The sequence below is a fragment of the Collinsella sp. LCP19S3_B7 genome (assembly GCF_052121795.1).
Lineage (GTDB): Bacteria > Actinomycetota > Coriobacteriia > Coriobacteriales > Coriobacteriaceae > Collinsella.
On record NZ_JBQKDO010000003.1, the window covers coordinates 116,229 to 130,262 of the forward strand.

General features: G+C 60.9%; 13 protein-coding genes. 11 read left to right on the forward strand and 2 right to left on the reverse strand.

From position 1 onward, the window contains the following. Positions 1-61: 61 nt before the first annotated feature. Positions 62-1,201 carry a DUF389 domain-containing protein gene (locus ACTQW0_RS02260; RefSeq protein ID WP_441566740.1) on the reverse strand — a complete coding sequence of 380 codons (1,140 nt, stop codon included), beginning with the start codon at positions 1,199-1,201 and terminating at the stop codon, positions 62-64. A 209-nt stretch (positions 1,202-1,410) separates the two neighbouring features. Next, on the reverse strand, positions 1,411-3,114 hold the full coding sequence (locus tag ACTQW0_RS02265; RefSeq protein ID WP_441566742.1) for an OPT/YSL family transporter: 1,704 nt from the start codon (positions 3,112-3,114) through the stop codon (positions 1,411-1,413). A 353-nt stretch (positions 3,115-3,467) separates the two neighbouring features. Here ACTQW0_RS02265 and ACTQW0_RS02270 point away from each other — a divergent pair, with 353 nt between their 5' ends. From ACTQW0_RS02270 to ACTQW0_RS02320, 11 genes are all read left to right on the forward strand, one after another. Continuing rightward, positions 3,468-4,319, forward strand: a complete 852-nt coding sequence (locus tag ACTQW0_RS02270) for a type III pantothenate kinase (protein ID WP_154514831.1) — start codon at positions 3,468-3,470, stop codon at positions 4,317-4,319. Positions 4,320-4,408: 89 nt separating this feature from the next. Next, a complete protein-coding gene (locus tag ACTQW0_RS02275) occupies positions 4,409-4,933 on the forward strand; it encodes a deoxycytidylate deaminase (RefSeq protein WP_154514829.1) in 525 nt (174 codons plus the stop codon). Positions 4,934-5,121: 188 nt separating this feature from the next. Continuing rightward, complete coding sequence (locus tag ACTQW0_RS02280) at positions 5,122-5,400, forward strand: NifU family protein (protein ID WP_427718265.1); 279 nt, start codon at positions 5,122-5,124, stop codon at positions 5,398-5,400. A gap of 109 nt (positions 5,401-5,509) precedes the next feature. Next, complete coding sequence (gene lgt, locus ACTQW0_RS02285; protein ID WP_427747670.1) at positions 5,510-6,331, forward strand: prolipoprotein diacylglyceryl transferase; 822 nt, start codon at positions 5,510-5,512, stop codon at positions 6,329-6,331. Positions 6,332-6,476: 145 nt separating this feature from the next. Beyond that, positions 6,477-8,660 carry a DUF6020 family protein gene (locus tag ACTQW0_RS02290; RefSeq protein WP_441566744.1) on the forward strand — a complete coding sequence of 728 codons (2,184 nt, stop codon included), beginning with the start codon at positions 6,477-6,479 and terminating at the stop codon, positions 8,658-8,660. Between the two features lie 165 nt (positions 8,661-8,825). Continuing rightward, positions 8,826-9,632, forward strand: a complete 807-nt coding sequence (locus tag ACTQW0_RS02295; protein WP_154514825.1) for a YebC/PmpR family DNA-binding transcriptional regulator — start codon at positions 8,826-8,828, stop codon at positions 9,630-9,632. 165 nt (positions 9,633-9,797) lie between these two features. Beyond that, entirely contained in the window at positions 9,798-10,343 is a 546-nt protein-coding gene (locus tag ACTQW0_RS02300) for a hypothetical protein (RefSeq protein WP_441540261.1), read from the forward strand. After that, positions 10,336-10,713 carry a DUF2273 domain-containing protein gene (locus ACTQW0_RS02305; RefSeq protein WP_441040759.1) on the forward strand — a complete coding sequence of 126 codons (378 nt, stop codon included), beginning with the start codon at positions 10,336-10,338 and terminating at the stop codon, positions 10,711-10,713. Before ACTQW0_RS02300 ends, ACTQW0_RS02305 begins: the two co-directional genes overlap by 8 nt. 44 nt (positions 10,714-10,757) lie before the next feature. Continuing rightward, a complete protein-coding gene (locus ACTQW0_RS02310; RefSeq protein WP_154514821.1) occupies positions 10,758-11,279 on the forward strand; it encodes an Asp23/Gls24 family envelope stress response protein in 522 nt (173 codons plus the stop codon). A 207-nt stretch (positions 11,280-11,486) separates the two neighbouring features. Beyond that, the gene (locus ACTQW0_RS02315; protein ID WP_441540262.1) at positions 11,487-12,509 is read left to right on the forward strand and encodes a YitT family protein; all 1,023 of its coding nucleotides are present in this window, start codon (positions 11,487-11,489) and stop codon (positions 12,507-12,509) included. Between the two features lie 150 nt (positions 12,510-12,659). Beyond that, entirely contained in the window at positions 12,660-13,907 is a 1,248-nt protein-coding gene (locus tag ACTQW0_RS02320; protein ID WP_441540263.1) for a DUF4013 domain-containing protein, read from the forward strand. Positions 13,908-14,034 lie beyond the last annotated feature (127 nt).

A 14,034-nucleotide genomic window follows, 5' to 3' on the forward strand; every position in this document is an offset into this window, starting at 1 on the left:
TTGGCTGTGCCTGTGCCCCGCGGCTGCGCGCGCTCGTACCGGGCCTACCTCACGTTCCGCATCACTTCACGTCAAACTCCACGCGATCGAGTTCGGGCACGTTGAGGTCGATGAGCTTGCGGGCAACACGGCGGTCGTGCGCCCCGAGCGTCTCGCTTGTCGTTACGTGAGCGACAATCTGGCGCTCGACAACGCCCTCCTTGTCGCCTTCGGCGGCCGAGGTCTCGACGGCGACGGTGTAATCCTTAAAGCCCGGCAGCACCGCCGCAAGTTCGCGCGTGGTTTCAGTGACGCCGTAGCCGTCTTGCACGCCGGCCTGCGCCGAGCCAATAGACCCCGCCGTCATAATAATGCAGGGGATGGCAAAGATTACCGTGCCCACGATGATGCGGCGGCGCACCTTGCGCGATAGCTCGTTGACTTCGGCGTTTTCTTCAGCAGTCACAATACCGTCGCCGTTCAGGTCGCGCTTGAGCGGCACGCGCAAAAGAAGCAGCACGGCTTCGGCAGCCAGTGCGATAAAGACCACGTTGACGCCAAACTCATAAAGCGCCGAGAGAAACAGTGACCCGCTTGCAATGGCGATGCCATAGCCCGCCGCACACAGGGGCGGCATGAGCGCGGTCGCCACGGCCACGCCGGCGATAAGCGTGGCAGGTTCCTGGTCACGCGAGTTGCCCAGCCCGCCCGCAAAGCCGCCCGCGAGCGCGACGGCAAGGTCCCACACAGTGGGCGTCGAGTTGTCGATGATGGCGGCCGTGGTGGTGCCAAGGGGCGAGAGCTTAAAATACAGCGTGGACGTGATCAGACAAAAGGCCATCTGTAGCGCGAGGCCGGCGACGGCCTCGACGGCAATCTCGCGGTCGAGCGTGGCGATGCCATATGCCATGGCAAGGACCGACCCCATGAGTGGGCAGATGAGCATGGCGCCCACGATGGCAATGTCCGAGTCGATATCGAGGCCGATGCTCGCGATGAGCATGGCGATGATGAGGATGCATAAGTGCGAGCCGGTCAGCCGCGCCCCGTTTACAAAGCGCTTGCGAATCACGTGATAGGGTGCGCGACCCTCGCGAATGTTGAATGCGCGCTTTAGGAAGCGGCCGGTGTTCTCCAGGGCCTCACTATGGGCAGGTCGAATGCCGTGGCGCCGGTGATGGCGTTTGCGTAGTCGCTTGATCTGTTGTTTGTCGAGTTCCATGTCCACCTCGTATTGCCGCAGGAACGCGGGTGCGCTCGCAGCATGTACTCTACACCGTGGCGGGCGGGGTGGTCATCTTGACGTGAAACTTAGACGAGCAGGTAAGGGGGACGTCAAATGCGGTTGCGGCCGAGTGTTTCGACAGATACAGAGCGCGGGGCCGGATGGTCTCCGGCCCCGCGCTCTGTACGGGTACATTGTTGTTGGGTTTAGCCCAGCAGACTCAGGCCGACGGAGGCAAACGCCAGGATAACGCCAACGACGGACTCGCCTCCCAACAGGCCGCTGGCGACGACCAGGCCCTGCTCCTGGAAGCCAGCATCCTTGGAAGCCTTCTCTTTGCCCGAAAGACCGGAACCGGCGTCGCGGTGGGCTGCCCACTTGTCGTAGGCGAGCTTGACGCAGGAGCCCAAGAAGGCCGTGAGCGACATGTAGAACGGCAGGTACACGCCCAGACCGATCATCATGGCCGGAATGCCGAGCCAATACATGACGATGCCGGCGATAAAACCGCCTGCGAACCACGGCACGCTCGGGATGCCCGAGACCATGGTGGCGACTACGCTTGCCTGCGCGGCCACAAAGCTCTTGTCGGGACCAAAGGCGTCCGGACCATAGGCGGTGACGAGCGCGACCATGACGGCGGCAGCGACCAGTGCGCCCACGATGCCGCCGATGGCCTGGCCGATCCACTGTGCGCGCGGGTTGGTGCCCAGCACGGCGCCGGCCTTAAAGTCGTTCATGACGTCGCCCGCAAGGCCGCACGCCACGGCCACGATGCCGGCGATAAAGAACAGCTTGACCTGCGCAAGCTGCGCGAAGGCCGCTACGATGAGCATGACGATGAGTCCAAAGATCTCCATGGGGTCGATACCCGTCTGGCCGCAGCTCTGCGCACTCATGATGGTGGTGACAAAGGTGAACAGTGTGACGATGACGGCTGGGACGGGGCCAAGGTCGAGCGCGATGGCGATGATCACGGCGATGGCGGCGGTGCCCAGGCCGATGATGCCGGCGTCGAGCTTAAGCGAGCCCGAGATGAGCGACTGCTCGTCGGTGTCGGTGGAGCTGTCGGCGGCAAGACCGCGGACGATACCGGCGACCTGCGGCAGGATGTCTTTAAGGACGACGGCGACGCCAAAGCCCATCATAAGGCCCATACCTAAGGACTTGACGATACCCTGCGCGGTCACAATATCGAACAGGCCGGCAGCGGTGCCGCCGACGATAATGCCAAAGTTGCCCAGCAGCGCGCCGGCAAACCAGAAGGCGACGGGGGCAAAGCCCACCAAAAAGCCGATGGACAGTAACATGGGCGAGTTGTAGATGGCAAAGGTCACGCCGGGGATATTGAGCGTGCACAGCATGCTGGGCACCACGCCCAGGGCGTCGCGCAGCACGCTATAGATGCCTGCGATGGCCATGGAGCCAAAGAGCTGCTTGCCGGTCTTGCCGCCAGCCTCGGTAGCACGCAGGGTCTGGGCTGCGGCGTTGCCGGTGGGAAACTCCAGCGCGGCGTCCACGATAAAGTGACGGTGGATGAGCGCCGTCGCCAGAAGGCCCAAGATGGTGCCGGCGAGCGCCACGATAAACATGTCGAGCCAGCTGATCTGGTCGGCATAGCCCAGCATCCAGGCGCCCGGGATGGTAAACGCCAGGCCGCCGGCGACCATGGCACCCGCGGACATGATGGTGTGGGTAACGTTGGCCTCGTTGAGGCTGGCATTGCCCATGAGCTTAAGGAAGAACAACGAGATGACGGCAGCGAAAATGATCGGCCAGGGGAGGGCGCCCATCTTGAGGGCCGTGTAGGCCGAGCTTGCCGTGATAATCACGCAGCCAAGGACGCCGATGACGACGCCGCGCAGCGTGAGTTGACCGCGCATAGAGGTGCGGTTCGAGGGATTGCCCATATAGAACTCCTTTGCGTATATCCGCTTCCCCCGCAAGCGCCGCTACGGATACGGCGCGGGAAGTCGGGTTACCAAGGGCCGCCGCGTGAGCTCGCGCACGACCGCGCATCAGTATAGCGGCATCGCCCGTCCCATGCCCTGCCAAAACCAGCTAATTTGGGACGGGGCTTTTTAGTCATTTTGGGACGGGGCTATTTTAGCTACCCTTTGACAGTCGACGAATTATCTGGGATTGGGGCAAATATCAACCGACATATTGGGGTAGCTAAAATAGCCCCGTCCCAAAATGACTACCTGGGATGGCTGGTTCGGGTAGGCGATATACTGCTGGGCAGACGAAAGGAGCGCCGACGATGCTTAATGGGTGCGCATATATATTGACGGTCGACGTGGGCAACACGTTCATTCGCTTTGGTCTGTTTGCCGAGGATTCGGCCGCGGCGCAGGAATGCCCGCTTGCGACGTGCGAGATCACGACGCCGCCGAGCATTACGGCCGATGAGGCGCGCATGAGGCTCGCGCGGGTCATGGGCGCACTGGCAGCCGATGCGGGCATGCCTGGTGTGCTTGTTCCCGCGGCAGCAGTGCTGAGCTGCGTGGTGCCGGCGCTCGAGCGCCCGTGGAAGGCGGCACTTTCCCGTACCTGCACGGGGCGCGTGCTCACCGTGGGGCCGGGACTTAAGACCGGCATGCCCGTGCACTACGACGACCCGGCCGAGATCGGTCCCGATCGCATCGCCGACGCCGTGGCGGCCCGTGCCGTCTACGGCTCTCCGTGCATCGTGATCGACCTGGGCACTACGACCAATATCGAGGTCATCGATGCGCGCGGAACCTTTGTCGGCGGTGTTATCGCGCCGGGGCTGGCGCTCGGCGCTCGCTCGCTCTCGGCCGCTGCGGCGCGCCTGCCGCAAGTCGAGCCCTCGGCACCCACGCATGTGATCGGTCGCAACACGCGCGAGGCCATGCGCTCGGGCGTGGTCTTGGGCGAGGTGGCCCGTATCGACGGCATGCTCGACATGGTGCTTGCCGAGATGCGCTCGACCAAGGCGGCAGGCGAGGGCAGCGTGCCCATTGTCATCACCGGCGACGATGCCGAGGCGCTCGCGGCGTTGGTCGGTCACAGCCTGACGGTAGACGACGCGCTGACGCTGCGAGGTCTCGCCGAGCTGTACCGCATCAACCAAAAGCCTCGCCGCGCATAAAGCCAAGGATGTCGGCGCCGGGAGGAAAAAAGCCCCACCTTTCACCTGCTACAATGGGTCAAACTATTTCGATTTCGGAGGTGTCTGCCATGTCGGACGATCTTCATCAAACCGCGTCGGGCAAGCGCCGCGACGTTATTAGCTGGGACGAGTTCTTTATGAGCGTGGCCATCGCCGCGCAGCGCCGTAGCAAGGATCCCAATACGCAGGTGGGCGCGTGCATCGCCAGCACCAACCACCGCATTCTTTCGGTGGGCTACAACGGTACGCCCTCGGCGCTCAACGACGACTTTTTCCCGTGGGGCACGAGCGATGACCCGCTGCAGGACAAGCATAACTACGTAGTTCATGCCGAGGCCAACGCCGTGCTCAACTACCGCGGCTCGCTCAAGGACCTTGAGGGTTCCACGGTCTACGTCACGCTGTTCCCGTGCCACGACTGTGCCAAAATCCTGGCGCAGGTAGGTGTGGGCGAGGTTGTCTATCTGGACAATAAGTACGCCGACACCGACGACGGCCGCATCAGTCGCCGCATTCTCGACTCCTGTGGCATTAGCTTCCGCCAGGTTATCGTCGATGTCCACATTGGTACCGGGGAACAAACTCAGCAGTAGCGGCAGCGTGTACGAGCGCCGGGCGTTGGCAAAAGCGGCTAATTAAGCCCCGTCCCAAATTGACCGTCAAATTAACTGCTCGTGAAAGTCGTGTCCGCGCGCATGGACGGCTCGCGAGCGGGTACATGGCTGTAGTAACATAGCTCTGTCCGCGGGCGCGCCCGCGTTATTGTGAGAAAGGAGCCCCTGTGGCTGTTAACGAAGAGCTGCTTAAGAAGGTTCTTGAAGAGATTCGCCCCAACCTGCAGGCCGACGGCGGCGACATGGAGTATATGGGCGTTGATGACGAGGGCGTCGTCAAGCTGGAGCTTCAGGGCGCCTGCGCCGGTTGCCCCATGAGCGCTCTGACGCTTTCCATGGGCGTCGAGCGTATCCTCAAGGAGCACGTGCCCGGCGTTACGCGTGTCGAGCAGGTCAATGCCTCCGGCGAGGTCGAGGATCTGTACGACGAGTATGCGCCGTTCTGAGAAGCGAAAGCTGCGGGCGATGTGCTCCGCATAGACGTCATGCCCAAATGTGCGGCTGCGAGCGAAAGGCCCGCGGCCGCATTTGTATGTAGGGAGCAGGGGGACCGATATGCTCAACGACCTCTACCATATGCTTGATCCTGTCGCCATTTCGGCGGGGCCCATCACCATCTACTGGTACGGCTTGGCCTATGTGGTCGGAGCTCTGCTCACGGCGGTCGTCATGTACCGCACGCAGCGTCGTTGGGGTTTTGACATTACGGTCGACGACCTGATGAGTGTCGTGGTTGGTGTGGTCTTTGGCCTCATCATTGGCGCCCGTCTGTTCTACGTCATCTTTTACGGTGACGGCTACTACTGGGCGCATCCGCTCGAGATCTTTGCCACCAACGAAGGCGGCATGAGTTTCCATGGCGGCCTGGTGGGCGGCATCATCGGCGGCGTGCTCGTGTGCCGCATGTACAAGCTCGACGCCTGGACCATCGCCGACCTTGCCGTTATCGGTGCTCCGCTGGCCCTGTGCCTGGGGCGCTGCGCCAACTTTGTCAACGGCGAGCTGTGGGGCAAGCCGACCGATTTGCCCTGGGGCGTGATCTTTGGCGGCACCGCGGGCGATATGCCGCGCCATCCATCCCAGCTCTACGAGGCATTTCTCGAGGGCATTGTGCTCTTTTGCATTCTGCAGGTGCTCAGCCGCAAAAAACCGCTGCTGCCCCAGGGTACGTTTATGGGTGTGTTTGTGATGGGTTACGGCATCGTCCGCTTTTTCGTTGAGTTCGTGCGCGTGCCCGATGCCCAGCTGGGCTATCTGCTGGGCGGCGTCATCACCATGGGCCAGCTGCTGAGTTTGCCGCTCGTGATTGCGGGCCTGGCGCTCATCATTTTTGCCCTCCGCCGCAACCGTCCCCAGCGCATCTATCTCGACGCCTAACCACCACATACACCACAAAGGGGACAGGCACCTTTGTGGTGGTTTTGCCAGGCAACGATGACAGAACCGTAACGTTTCCCCAGATAAAACCTGCCAAAATAAACCTGTCCCTTTTTGGCAGGTTTCTAGAAAGGCTTTTCGGACTGTGAAGGATTCCGATCTCTCCACAACGGCTGCGCGCGACGCCGCCCGCATCGTTTGGTTTAAGCGCTATCCCGCCAAGCAGACGTTCGTCGCATTTTTGCTCGCCCTGCTGGCGACCACGGCGTTTTCCATCGATCCCGCCCCGGTGTCGAGCAACGCGGTCCTGGCGATCGATCCAAAGGCCTCGGGCATGCTTTACGTGTGCTACGAGGTACTCCTCTCATTTGCCGGCCATACCGACGCTGTGATGCTGCTCGCGCTGGCCTGCCTGCTCACGCTGCCGTTTCGCTATGTGTTCTTTGGCCGCGGTGACGCTTGGTGTCCTTCGGTCGTGCTGCCATCGCTATTCTTTGCCGTCTGCATGGTGTTCGGCCGCAGTTACGACCTCACCGATTCGGCCGAGATTGTGCTGGGCGACAAGGCGCGCGTTATCTGCGCCTGGATTGGCGGCGCGGGCTGGATGCTTCTGGCGATTGTGTCCTTCTATCTGGCTTTTGAGTTTTTGGATTGGTTGAGTTCTCGCCGCATTCCGTTTTCGGAGGCGCATTTTGGCCGCGTGTGGCGTGTTACCCACGCCGTGCTCTCGGTCCATCCTTTTGTTGGGCCGTTTCTTGTACTCATGATTGTCTGGGCGCCCACGCTTATCGCCTCGCTGCCCGGCCTCTTTATGGGAGATACGGGCGCGCAGATCCGCCAATGGTTCAACTACCCCAACGGCACGAGCGACTACCTGCGCCTGCTTAACCCCAACGTGCTGCTCAACGGCCATCATCCGGTGGTGCACACGGCCATCATCGGCTCGTGTGTGCAACTGGGGCTTTCGCTATTCAATAGCGCCAATGCGGGTCTTGCCATCTACACCTGCGCCCAATTTGTTATCACGGCCGCCTGCGTGGCCTATTCCATATCGTCGCTGCGCAAGCTGGGCGTGAGCCTGCCGGTCCGCGGCGTCATCTTGCTGTTCTTTGCGTTTATGCCGATGTTCTCCAACTACGCGGCGCTGCTGACCAAAGACGTACTGTTTGCCGATGCGTTTCTGGTACTGCTCGTTCAGACCGTCAAGCTCGTGGCATGTGGCCTGCCCCGTCGCGATGTCAATGCCGAGTGCGCGGGCGAGCGCACGCCTGTGCTCTTTGCGTGCCACGACTGGCTGTTGCTCGTGCTGGGCGCCATGGGTTCCACGTTTTTGCGCAATGGCGGCCTGGTCTTTCCGTTGGCGGCCTGCGTGATTGCGGCGGCGTTTTGCGCCTGGGACGCGCATGTGGCCCGTCGCGTGGTCAAACAGTCTGGCGTCGCACCCTCATGCGCCACGCCGCGCTTCCGCTGGGCCGGCGTTCTCGCGGTGCTCGTGCTCTGCCTTGCCTCCAACATGTACTTTACCAAGGTCTTTATGCCCGCGCACGATATCACGCCGGGCTCCAAGCGCGAGATCCTCTCGATTCCGTTTCAACAGACGGCGCGCTTCGTCCAAAAGCACGACGGCCTTAATTCGGGCGTTAACCCCAAGGTCAAAGACGACGGCACGATTGAGGAAGCTCCCTGCGACGGTCTGGTGACCGATAAGGAACGCGCTGCGATCGATCGGGTGCTCAAGTACGAGAATCTGGGCCGCCGTTACAACCCCGACAAGTCGGATGCCGTAAAAAACTGTTTTAACGAGTACGCCTCGCAGGAGGACATCAAGGCCTATTTTGAGGTGTGGGCCCAGATGTTCAAAAAGGATCCCGAGTGCTATATCTCGGCGCTCATCAATAACTACTACGGCTACTTTTATCCGAGCGCCCGCGATGCGTGGGTCTACAGCACGGCGCGCAGTGCCGAGATCATGGCGAAGCCCGATAACCTCAAGTACTTCGACTTCTATCCGGTCGATAGCAAGGTTGTGCGCTGGTGCGACCACCTGATCAACCTGTATCGCGTGGCAGTACAACGCATCCCGTTTATCTCGCTCACCATGAGCTCGGCCACCTATGTGTGGATCATGATCGCTGTGGTGGTCTATCTGCTACGTCGTCATTCGTGGCGCGGGCTGGCCATTTGGGTGCCGCTGCTGGGCGTGCTCGCCGTGTGCCTGATCGGTCCCTGCAACGGCTCGACCTACATGCGCTACCTGTATCCAGTCATCGCCTGCATGCCCTTCGCCATCGGCGCCACCATCACCCGCAGCGACCTTCTCTGGTTCTAACTTGGTGCAAAGGGGACAGGTTACTTTGCACCAAGGGGCTGCATCATCACGACGCCTTCATTTTGGGGTTTATCTCGCAGGCCAGTAGGTATATCATAACGACGTTTGTTTATATTGCCCGAGCATCTGCGCTGGGCTTTAGGTCGAAACCGATAGGAGACACGTATGTCCGGACACTCTAAGTGGGCCACAACCAAGCATCGTAAGGGCGCGCAGGACGCCAAGCGTTCCGCCCTCTTCTCCAAGCTGAGCCGCAACATCACCGTTGCTGCCCGTCTCGGCGGCGACCCGCTGCCCGAGAACAACGCCAGCCTCGCCGCTGCCGTTGCCAAGGCTAAGGCTCAGTCCATGCCCAAGGACAAGATCAAGTCCGCTATCGACAAGGCCTTCGGTTCGGGTGCCGATGCCGCCGTCTACGAGAACATCGTGTACGAGGGCTATGGTCCCGCCGGCGTTGCCGTCTACGTCGACTGCCTGACCGATAACCGCAACCGTACCGCCGCCGATGTCCGTTCCGCCTTCTCCCACGCTGGCGGCAACCTGGGCACCTCCGGCTCCGTCGCCTTCCAGTTTGAGCGCAAGGGCCAGATCGTCGTCGCCAAGGAGATCCTGGACGAGAACGCCAAGAAGGAGACCATGATCGCCAACGGTGCTGCCGGTGACGAGGAAGAGTTCATGATGGCTATCGCCGAGGCCGGTGGCGACGACTACGAGGACGCCGGCGAGGAGTGGATCGTTTGGACCGCCGCCAACGACGTCATGGCTGTTTCCAAGGCGCTCGAGGAGCAGGGCATCCAGGTCAAGGGCTCCGAGACCACCATGGTTCCGACCACCCCGACCGAGGTCTCCGGCGCCGATGCCAAGAAGGTCCAGCGCCTCATCGACCGTCTCGAGGAGCTCGACGACGTTCAGGATGTTTACAGCACCATGGACATGACCGACGAGGTCATCGCTGCCCTCGAGGAGGAGTAGCGCCTGCACGGGTTAAGCCGTGCATATCTGGGCATAATGAAGCGAGCATACAAGCCTCGTGGAATAGATGAGCCGGATCCGCGTGCGTATGGCACCGGACCCGGCTCTTTTATAATGATGCGAATCGTTTTGCATTCTGTGGACCGAAACCTGAAGGGAGCGCGCGTGCGCGTACTCAAACGAGCCCTAGCAACCGTGTACCTTGCCGCCGCCATCGTGGCGCTGGGCACGCTTGTCTGCCAGTTCTGGGGACCGTATACGTATCGCTTTATGCTGCTGTTGCGTGACACCATGCCTCGCGTCGTCGTTACGGTGTGCGCCGCCATCGTGGCACTTGGCGTGCTCATCGGGTTTTTCCGCCTGATGTTAGCGCGTCGCGAGCCGTCCTGCGTGCATCCGGCGGGGGAGCGCAACATCGAGGTCACCCTCGCAGCGCTTTCCTCGTGCGCTCGCGCTGCGGCAGAGCGCGACGACCGTGTGATGGTCGAGCATGTCGAGGCGCGCGTGCAGGGTTCCGACGAATCGCTCGTCCGTTTTAAGGTCGACGCCATCGCGCTCGATGACCGGGACGTGGCCTCCCTTGCAACCGCGATGCAGCAACGTATCGAGGAGGCCTGCGACACCATGCTCGGCACGCCGGGCACGACCGCGCGCGTCCGTTTTTTGCCGTCCAAGACTACCGTCCAGACCGTGGAGGTTTCCGGTGAGTGATACCAATCAAGACAAGACCGTCCGCACCCCGCGCCTGACGATCGACCAGAACGCTACGCCGGCAGGCGAGTCCGCCGACACCACCCCCGAGGCCGGCGAGCAGCACGACAGCGCCGCCAACGACTTTGACGAGGCCATGGGTCTCATCAAGGGTACGGGGGCGGCCATCTGGAGCTATGCCGTCCGTCATCCCAACACCACGCTCGGAGCCGTCGCTGGTTTTGTGCTCGCCGTGCTGGTGCTCACGCTCGGCCTGTGGGACACACTCGTCATCGCATTCTTTGTGCTGATCGGCGCCGTGATTGGCCAGATCCGTGACGGCGAGAACGGGATCGTCAACTTCTTCGGCCGTCTGTTTAGCGGCCGCTAGTATGTATTCGACCGCCGCGTGTGCGGTGGGCATAAGGAGGAACCATGGCTTTTAATACGAAGGTCGATGTGGCCGATACCGAGCTCGAGGCAGACGAGACCGTCGCCGCCGAGGCTGAGGACGTAACGCTCGAGGACGGGGCGCTCGTCGAGGCCGAGCCCGCCGACGATGCGGACGAGGATGATGAGGAAGCGGACGAGTCCGAGGATTCGCTGACCTATTCCAACGGTGTGATCGAGAAGATCGTCGCCATGGCTACCCGCGAGGTGCCGCACGTCCTGGGCATGAAGGGCAACCTTATGCACTTTGTTCAGGAGCAGTTTGGTGCCGAGAACCTGACCAAGGGCGTGACGGTCGAGGTCACCGATGACAACCGCGTGGTCGTCAACATTTCCGTCATTATCGAGTACGGCGCCTACGCACCCGCGATTTTCGACGACGTTAAGGCGCGCGTGACCGAGCGTCTGGCCGCGATGACCGGCCTTGAGGTGGCAGGCGTCAACCTGCGCATCGAGGATGTCATCACCCCCGAGGAGTACGAGCACCGCACCAGCCAGCACGAGTAGCCTACCAAATAGGGACAGGTTTGTTTCGATAGGTTTTACCTGCGAAAACGCTAAACGGTCGACCGCACGGATGCATGTGCGGCCGGCCGTTATTTGTATGCCCCCGATGTAGGCATACCGCTCGTCTAACTAAGGGTTGCAATCTTCGCGCTCCGCGTTACCCTAATGGGCGCATTGTTTCCAAATCGTTAACGAGGGGTTGCCGTAATGGCCGACGAGCACGAAACAGAAAGCAAGGCATGGGCGATTGAGGCCGCTGCGGCAGAGGCGGCGTCGCGTGCCGCCGAGGAGGTGCATCGTCCTCCCGTGGTGCCGATGGAGCGCGTTGTCGGTCGCGAGGATATCGAACGTGGCGAGCGCGCCGGCCGCAAGCGCAGCCAGGAGCCGGGCTTCCCGCGCTTTTTCGCCGAGCTCAATCTGGGCCTGATCCTCACGGCGTTCGCCATCGTGGCCTTTAAAACCCCCAATCACTTTGCCTTCGGCGGAACCTCGGGCGTGTCGGTCATTCTTTCCACGCTGTTCCCGACTCTGCCCGTCGGCGTCTTTATGTGGATTATCAACGCGGTTCTCGTCGTCTTGGGCTTTATCTTTTTGGAGCGCAAGGCAATCCTTTGGAGCGTTTTTGCCTCGTTTGCGCTTTCGGCCTACGTCTCGCTGTTTGAGCTCTTCATTCCGACGGATGTTTCGATGACGGGCGATATGTGGCTCGACCTGTGCTTTGCCGTTATCTTGCCGGCGCTGGGCAGTGCCATTGTCTTTGACATTGGCGCCTCAACGGGCGGCACCGATATCCTTGCCATGATCCTCAAGCGTCGCACGACGCTCGAGATCGGACGCGCCTTGCTACTGGTCGATATCGGCATCGTGACCATCGCGGCCTTTTTGTACGGTCCGCGCGTTGGCCTGTACTGCGTGCTCGGCCTGTTTGCCAAGACGCTTGTGGTCGACAAGGCCATCGAGAGCATTCATTTGCGCAAGGTCTGTACGATTATTTGCGCCGAGCCACGCAAAGTCGAGGAGTTTATCGTCAAGCATCTCAACCGCACGGCAACGATCAGCCGCGGCTACGGTGCCTTCTCGGGCAATTGCGTGACGGTGATCATGAGCGTGCTGAGCCGTCGCGAAGCAGTGCAACTGCGCCGCTATACCCGCGATATCGATCCAGATGCGTTTATCACGATCGTTGACAGCTCCGAGATCGTGGGCAAGGGCTTCCGCGGCACGAACTAGCGCGGATATACCCTTCGAACCATTGAATAAAGCCGCCAACGTTTCAAATCGGTCATCTTGGGGTATTTGTCCCCACATTGCGCGATAATGTTGCCAAAGACGTCGTTTGCGATCCAGGTGGTTCACTCTAGATACGAAGGGATGATTTCGATGTTCTGTTCGCAGTGTGGCGCCCCCATGGGCGATAACGACAAGTTCTGCGGCGTGTGCGGTGCCCCTAATACCGTGGTCAAGGCCGCCGGCCCCGCTCCCCAGGGACAGTCTCAGCCCCAGCAGTTTGTTCCGCAACCGCCCGTGGCGAATGCGCCAAAGGGCTGTGTGGCTCAGGCGTTCCAAGACATGACCAAGACTCCGGGCGTGCTGCAGCGCGTGTGCCAGATTGCTTTTTTGCCGGCGCTTATCTGTGTCGTGTCGGTGCTCGTGCTGTTCATTCCCGTTATCGGCGGTATTGCAGCTGCCATCGGCTTTTTGGCCGCCTGCGTGGCGAGTGTGTGCGGTTCGGGCTTTGGCATCGAGTGGGGTCGCGACCTGTCGCTTAAGATCGATGACGGCATGGATCGTCCGTTGATGCGTTCCACATCGTTTGGCCTCGGGGTCTTTTCGAGCGTTATTTCGGTCGTGCTCGAGATTATCGCTGCCATTCCCGTTATTGGTGTAGTGCTTTCGCTGGTGGAGAGCGTGGTAATTGGCGCGGCGGGCTCGTATTCGTATTACGGCTCTTCTGCGCTCGAGACTGCGCTGTTTGGCTCGCTTGGTCTGCTTGTCCTGGCTATGATTGCCACGGCGGTCCTGGGAGTCTTCTTTAAGATGTTCGCCGATATCGCCGTGATGCACTTTGCGGTGACCGGTCGCGTCGAGAGCGCGTTTTCGCTCGACAAGGTCTGGGCGGCCTTTAAGAACAATAAGACCAAGCTGTTTTGCGCTTCATTCCTTCCCGAGTTTTTGACGGGCCTGGTCGCCAACGTTGTCACATGGATCTTGACGGCGGTCTTTGGCGCCATTGCCTCTGTCGGTATGTATAGATACTACTATCGTCCTACGGGTATTGAGGCAATTGTTACCGGCGGTGGCATCTCACTCGTGCTGTTCCTGGTGCTGATCGCTTTCGTCACCGTATTTCTAACGGTCTTTGGCAAGATGCTCAAGCACCGTGCCGTTGGCTATTGGGTCGCACGTTATGCAAGCGAGTGGGCCGACGAGGATAAGGACGACGTCCTGACTTTTGTATTGCCCTTCGAGAAGAAGTCCGCTCCTTCGGGTTACAGCGCTCCGGATGTCGCGCCTGAGCCCGAGCCTGAGTCTGTCCCGGGATCTGCGCCGGAGTCCGAGCCCACGACGGAGCCCGAGCCCGAGACGGAACCCGAGCCAAGCTCCGACGAGGACCCGCAAGACGAGTAGCCCTGTCACCTGCCATTTGGGGACGGGATAGAAATGGTAGAAATAGTGCTTGACGAATGAGCGGGGGCGGACGTGTCGAAACGTCCGCCCCCGCTTTGACATCGCGATGTGGCTACGGCTGCGAGAT

What these genes read in the sequence shown, in the direction of transcription:
- lgt (WP_427747670.1), top strand. Translation starts at nt 5,510, where the DNA reads ATGCTCAACGACCTCTACCATATGCTTGATCCTGTCGCCATTTCGGCG.
- ACTQW0_RS02310 (WP_154514821.1), top strand. Translation starts at nt 10,758, where the DNA reads ATGGCTTTTAATACGAAGGTCGATGTGGCCGATACCGAGCTCGAGGCA.
- ACTQW0_RS02260 (WP_441566740.1), bottom strand. Translation starts at nt 1,201, where the DNA reads ATGGAACTCGACAAACAACAGATCAAGCGACTACGCAAACGCCATCAC.
- ACTQW0_RS02275 (WP_154514829.1), top strand. Translation starts at nt 4,409, where the DNA reads ATGTCGGACGATCTTCATCAAACCGCGTCGGGCAAGCGCCGCGACGTT.
- ACTQW0_RS02315 (WP_441540262.1), top strand. Translation starts at nt 11,487, where the DNA reads ATGGCCGACGAGCACGAAACAGAAAGCAAGGCATGGGCGATTGAGGCC.
- ACTQW0_RS02320 (WP_441540263.1), top strand. Translation starts at nt 12,660, where the DNA reads ATGTTCTGTTCGCAGTGTGGCGCCCCCATGGGCGATAACGACAAGTTC.
- ACTQW0_RS02270 (WP_154514831.1), top strand. Translation starts at nt 3,468, where the DNA reads ATGCTTAATGGGTGCGCATATATATTGACGGTCGACGTGGGCAACACG.
- ACTQW0_RS02295 (WP_154514825.1), top strand. Translation starts at nt 8,826, where the DNA reads ATGTCCGGACACTCTAAGTGGGCCACAACCAAGCATCGTAAGGGCGCG.
- ACTQW0_RS02265 (WP_441566742.1), bottom strand. Translation starts at nt 3,114, where the DNA reads ATGGGCAATCCCTCGAACCGCACCTCTATGCGCGGTCAACTCACGCTG.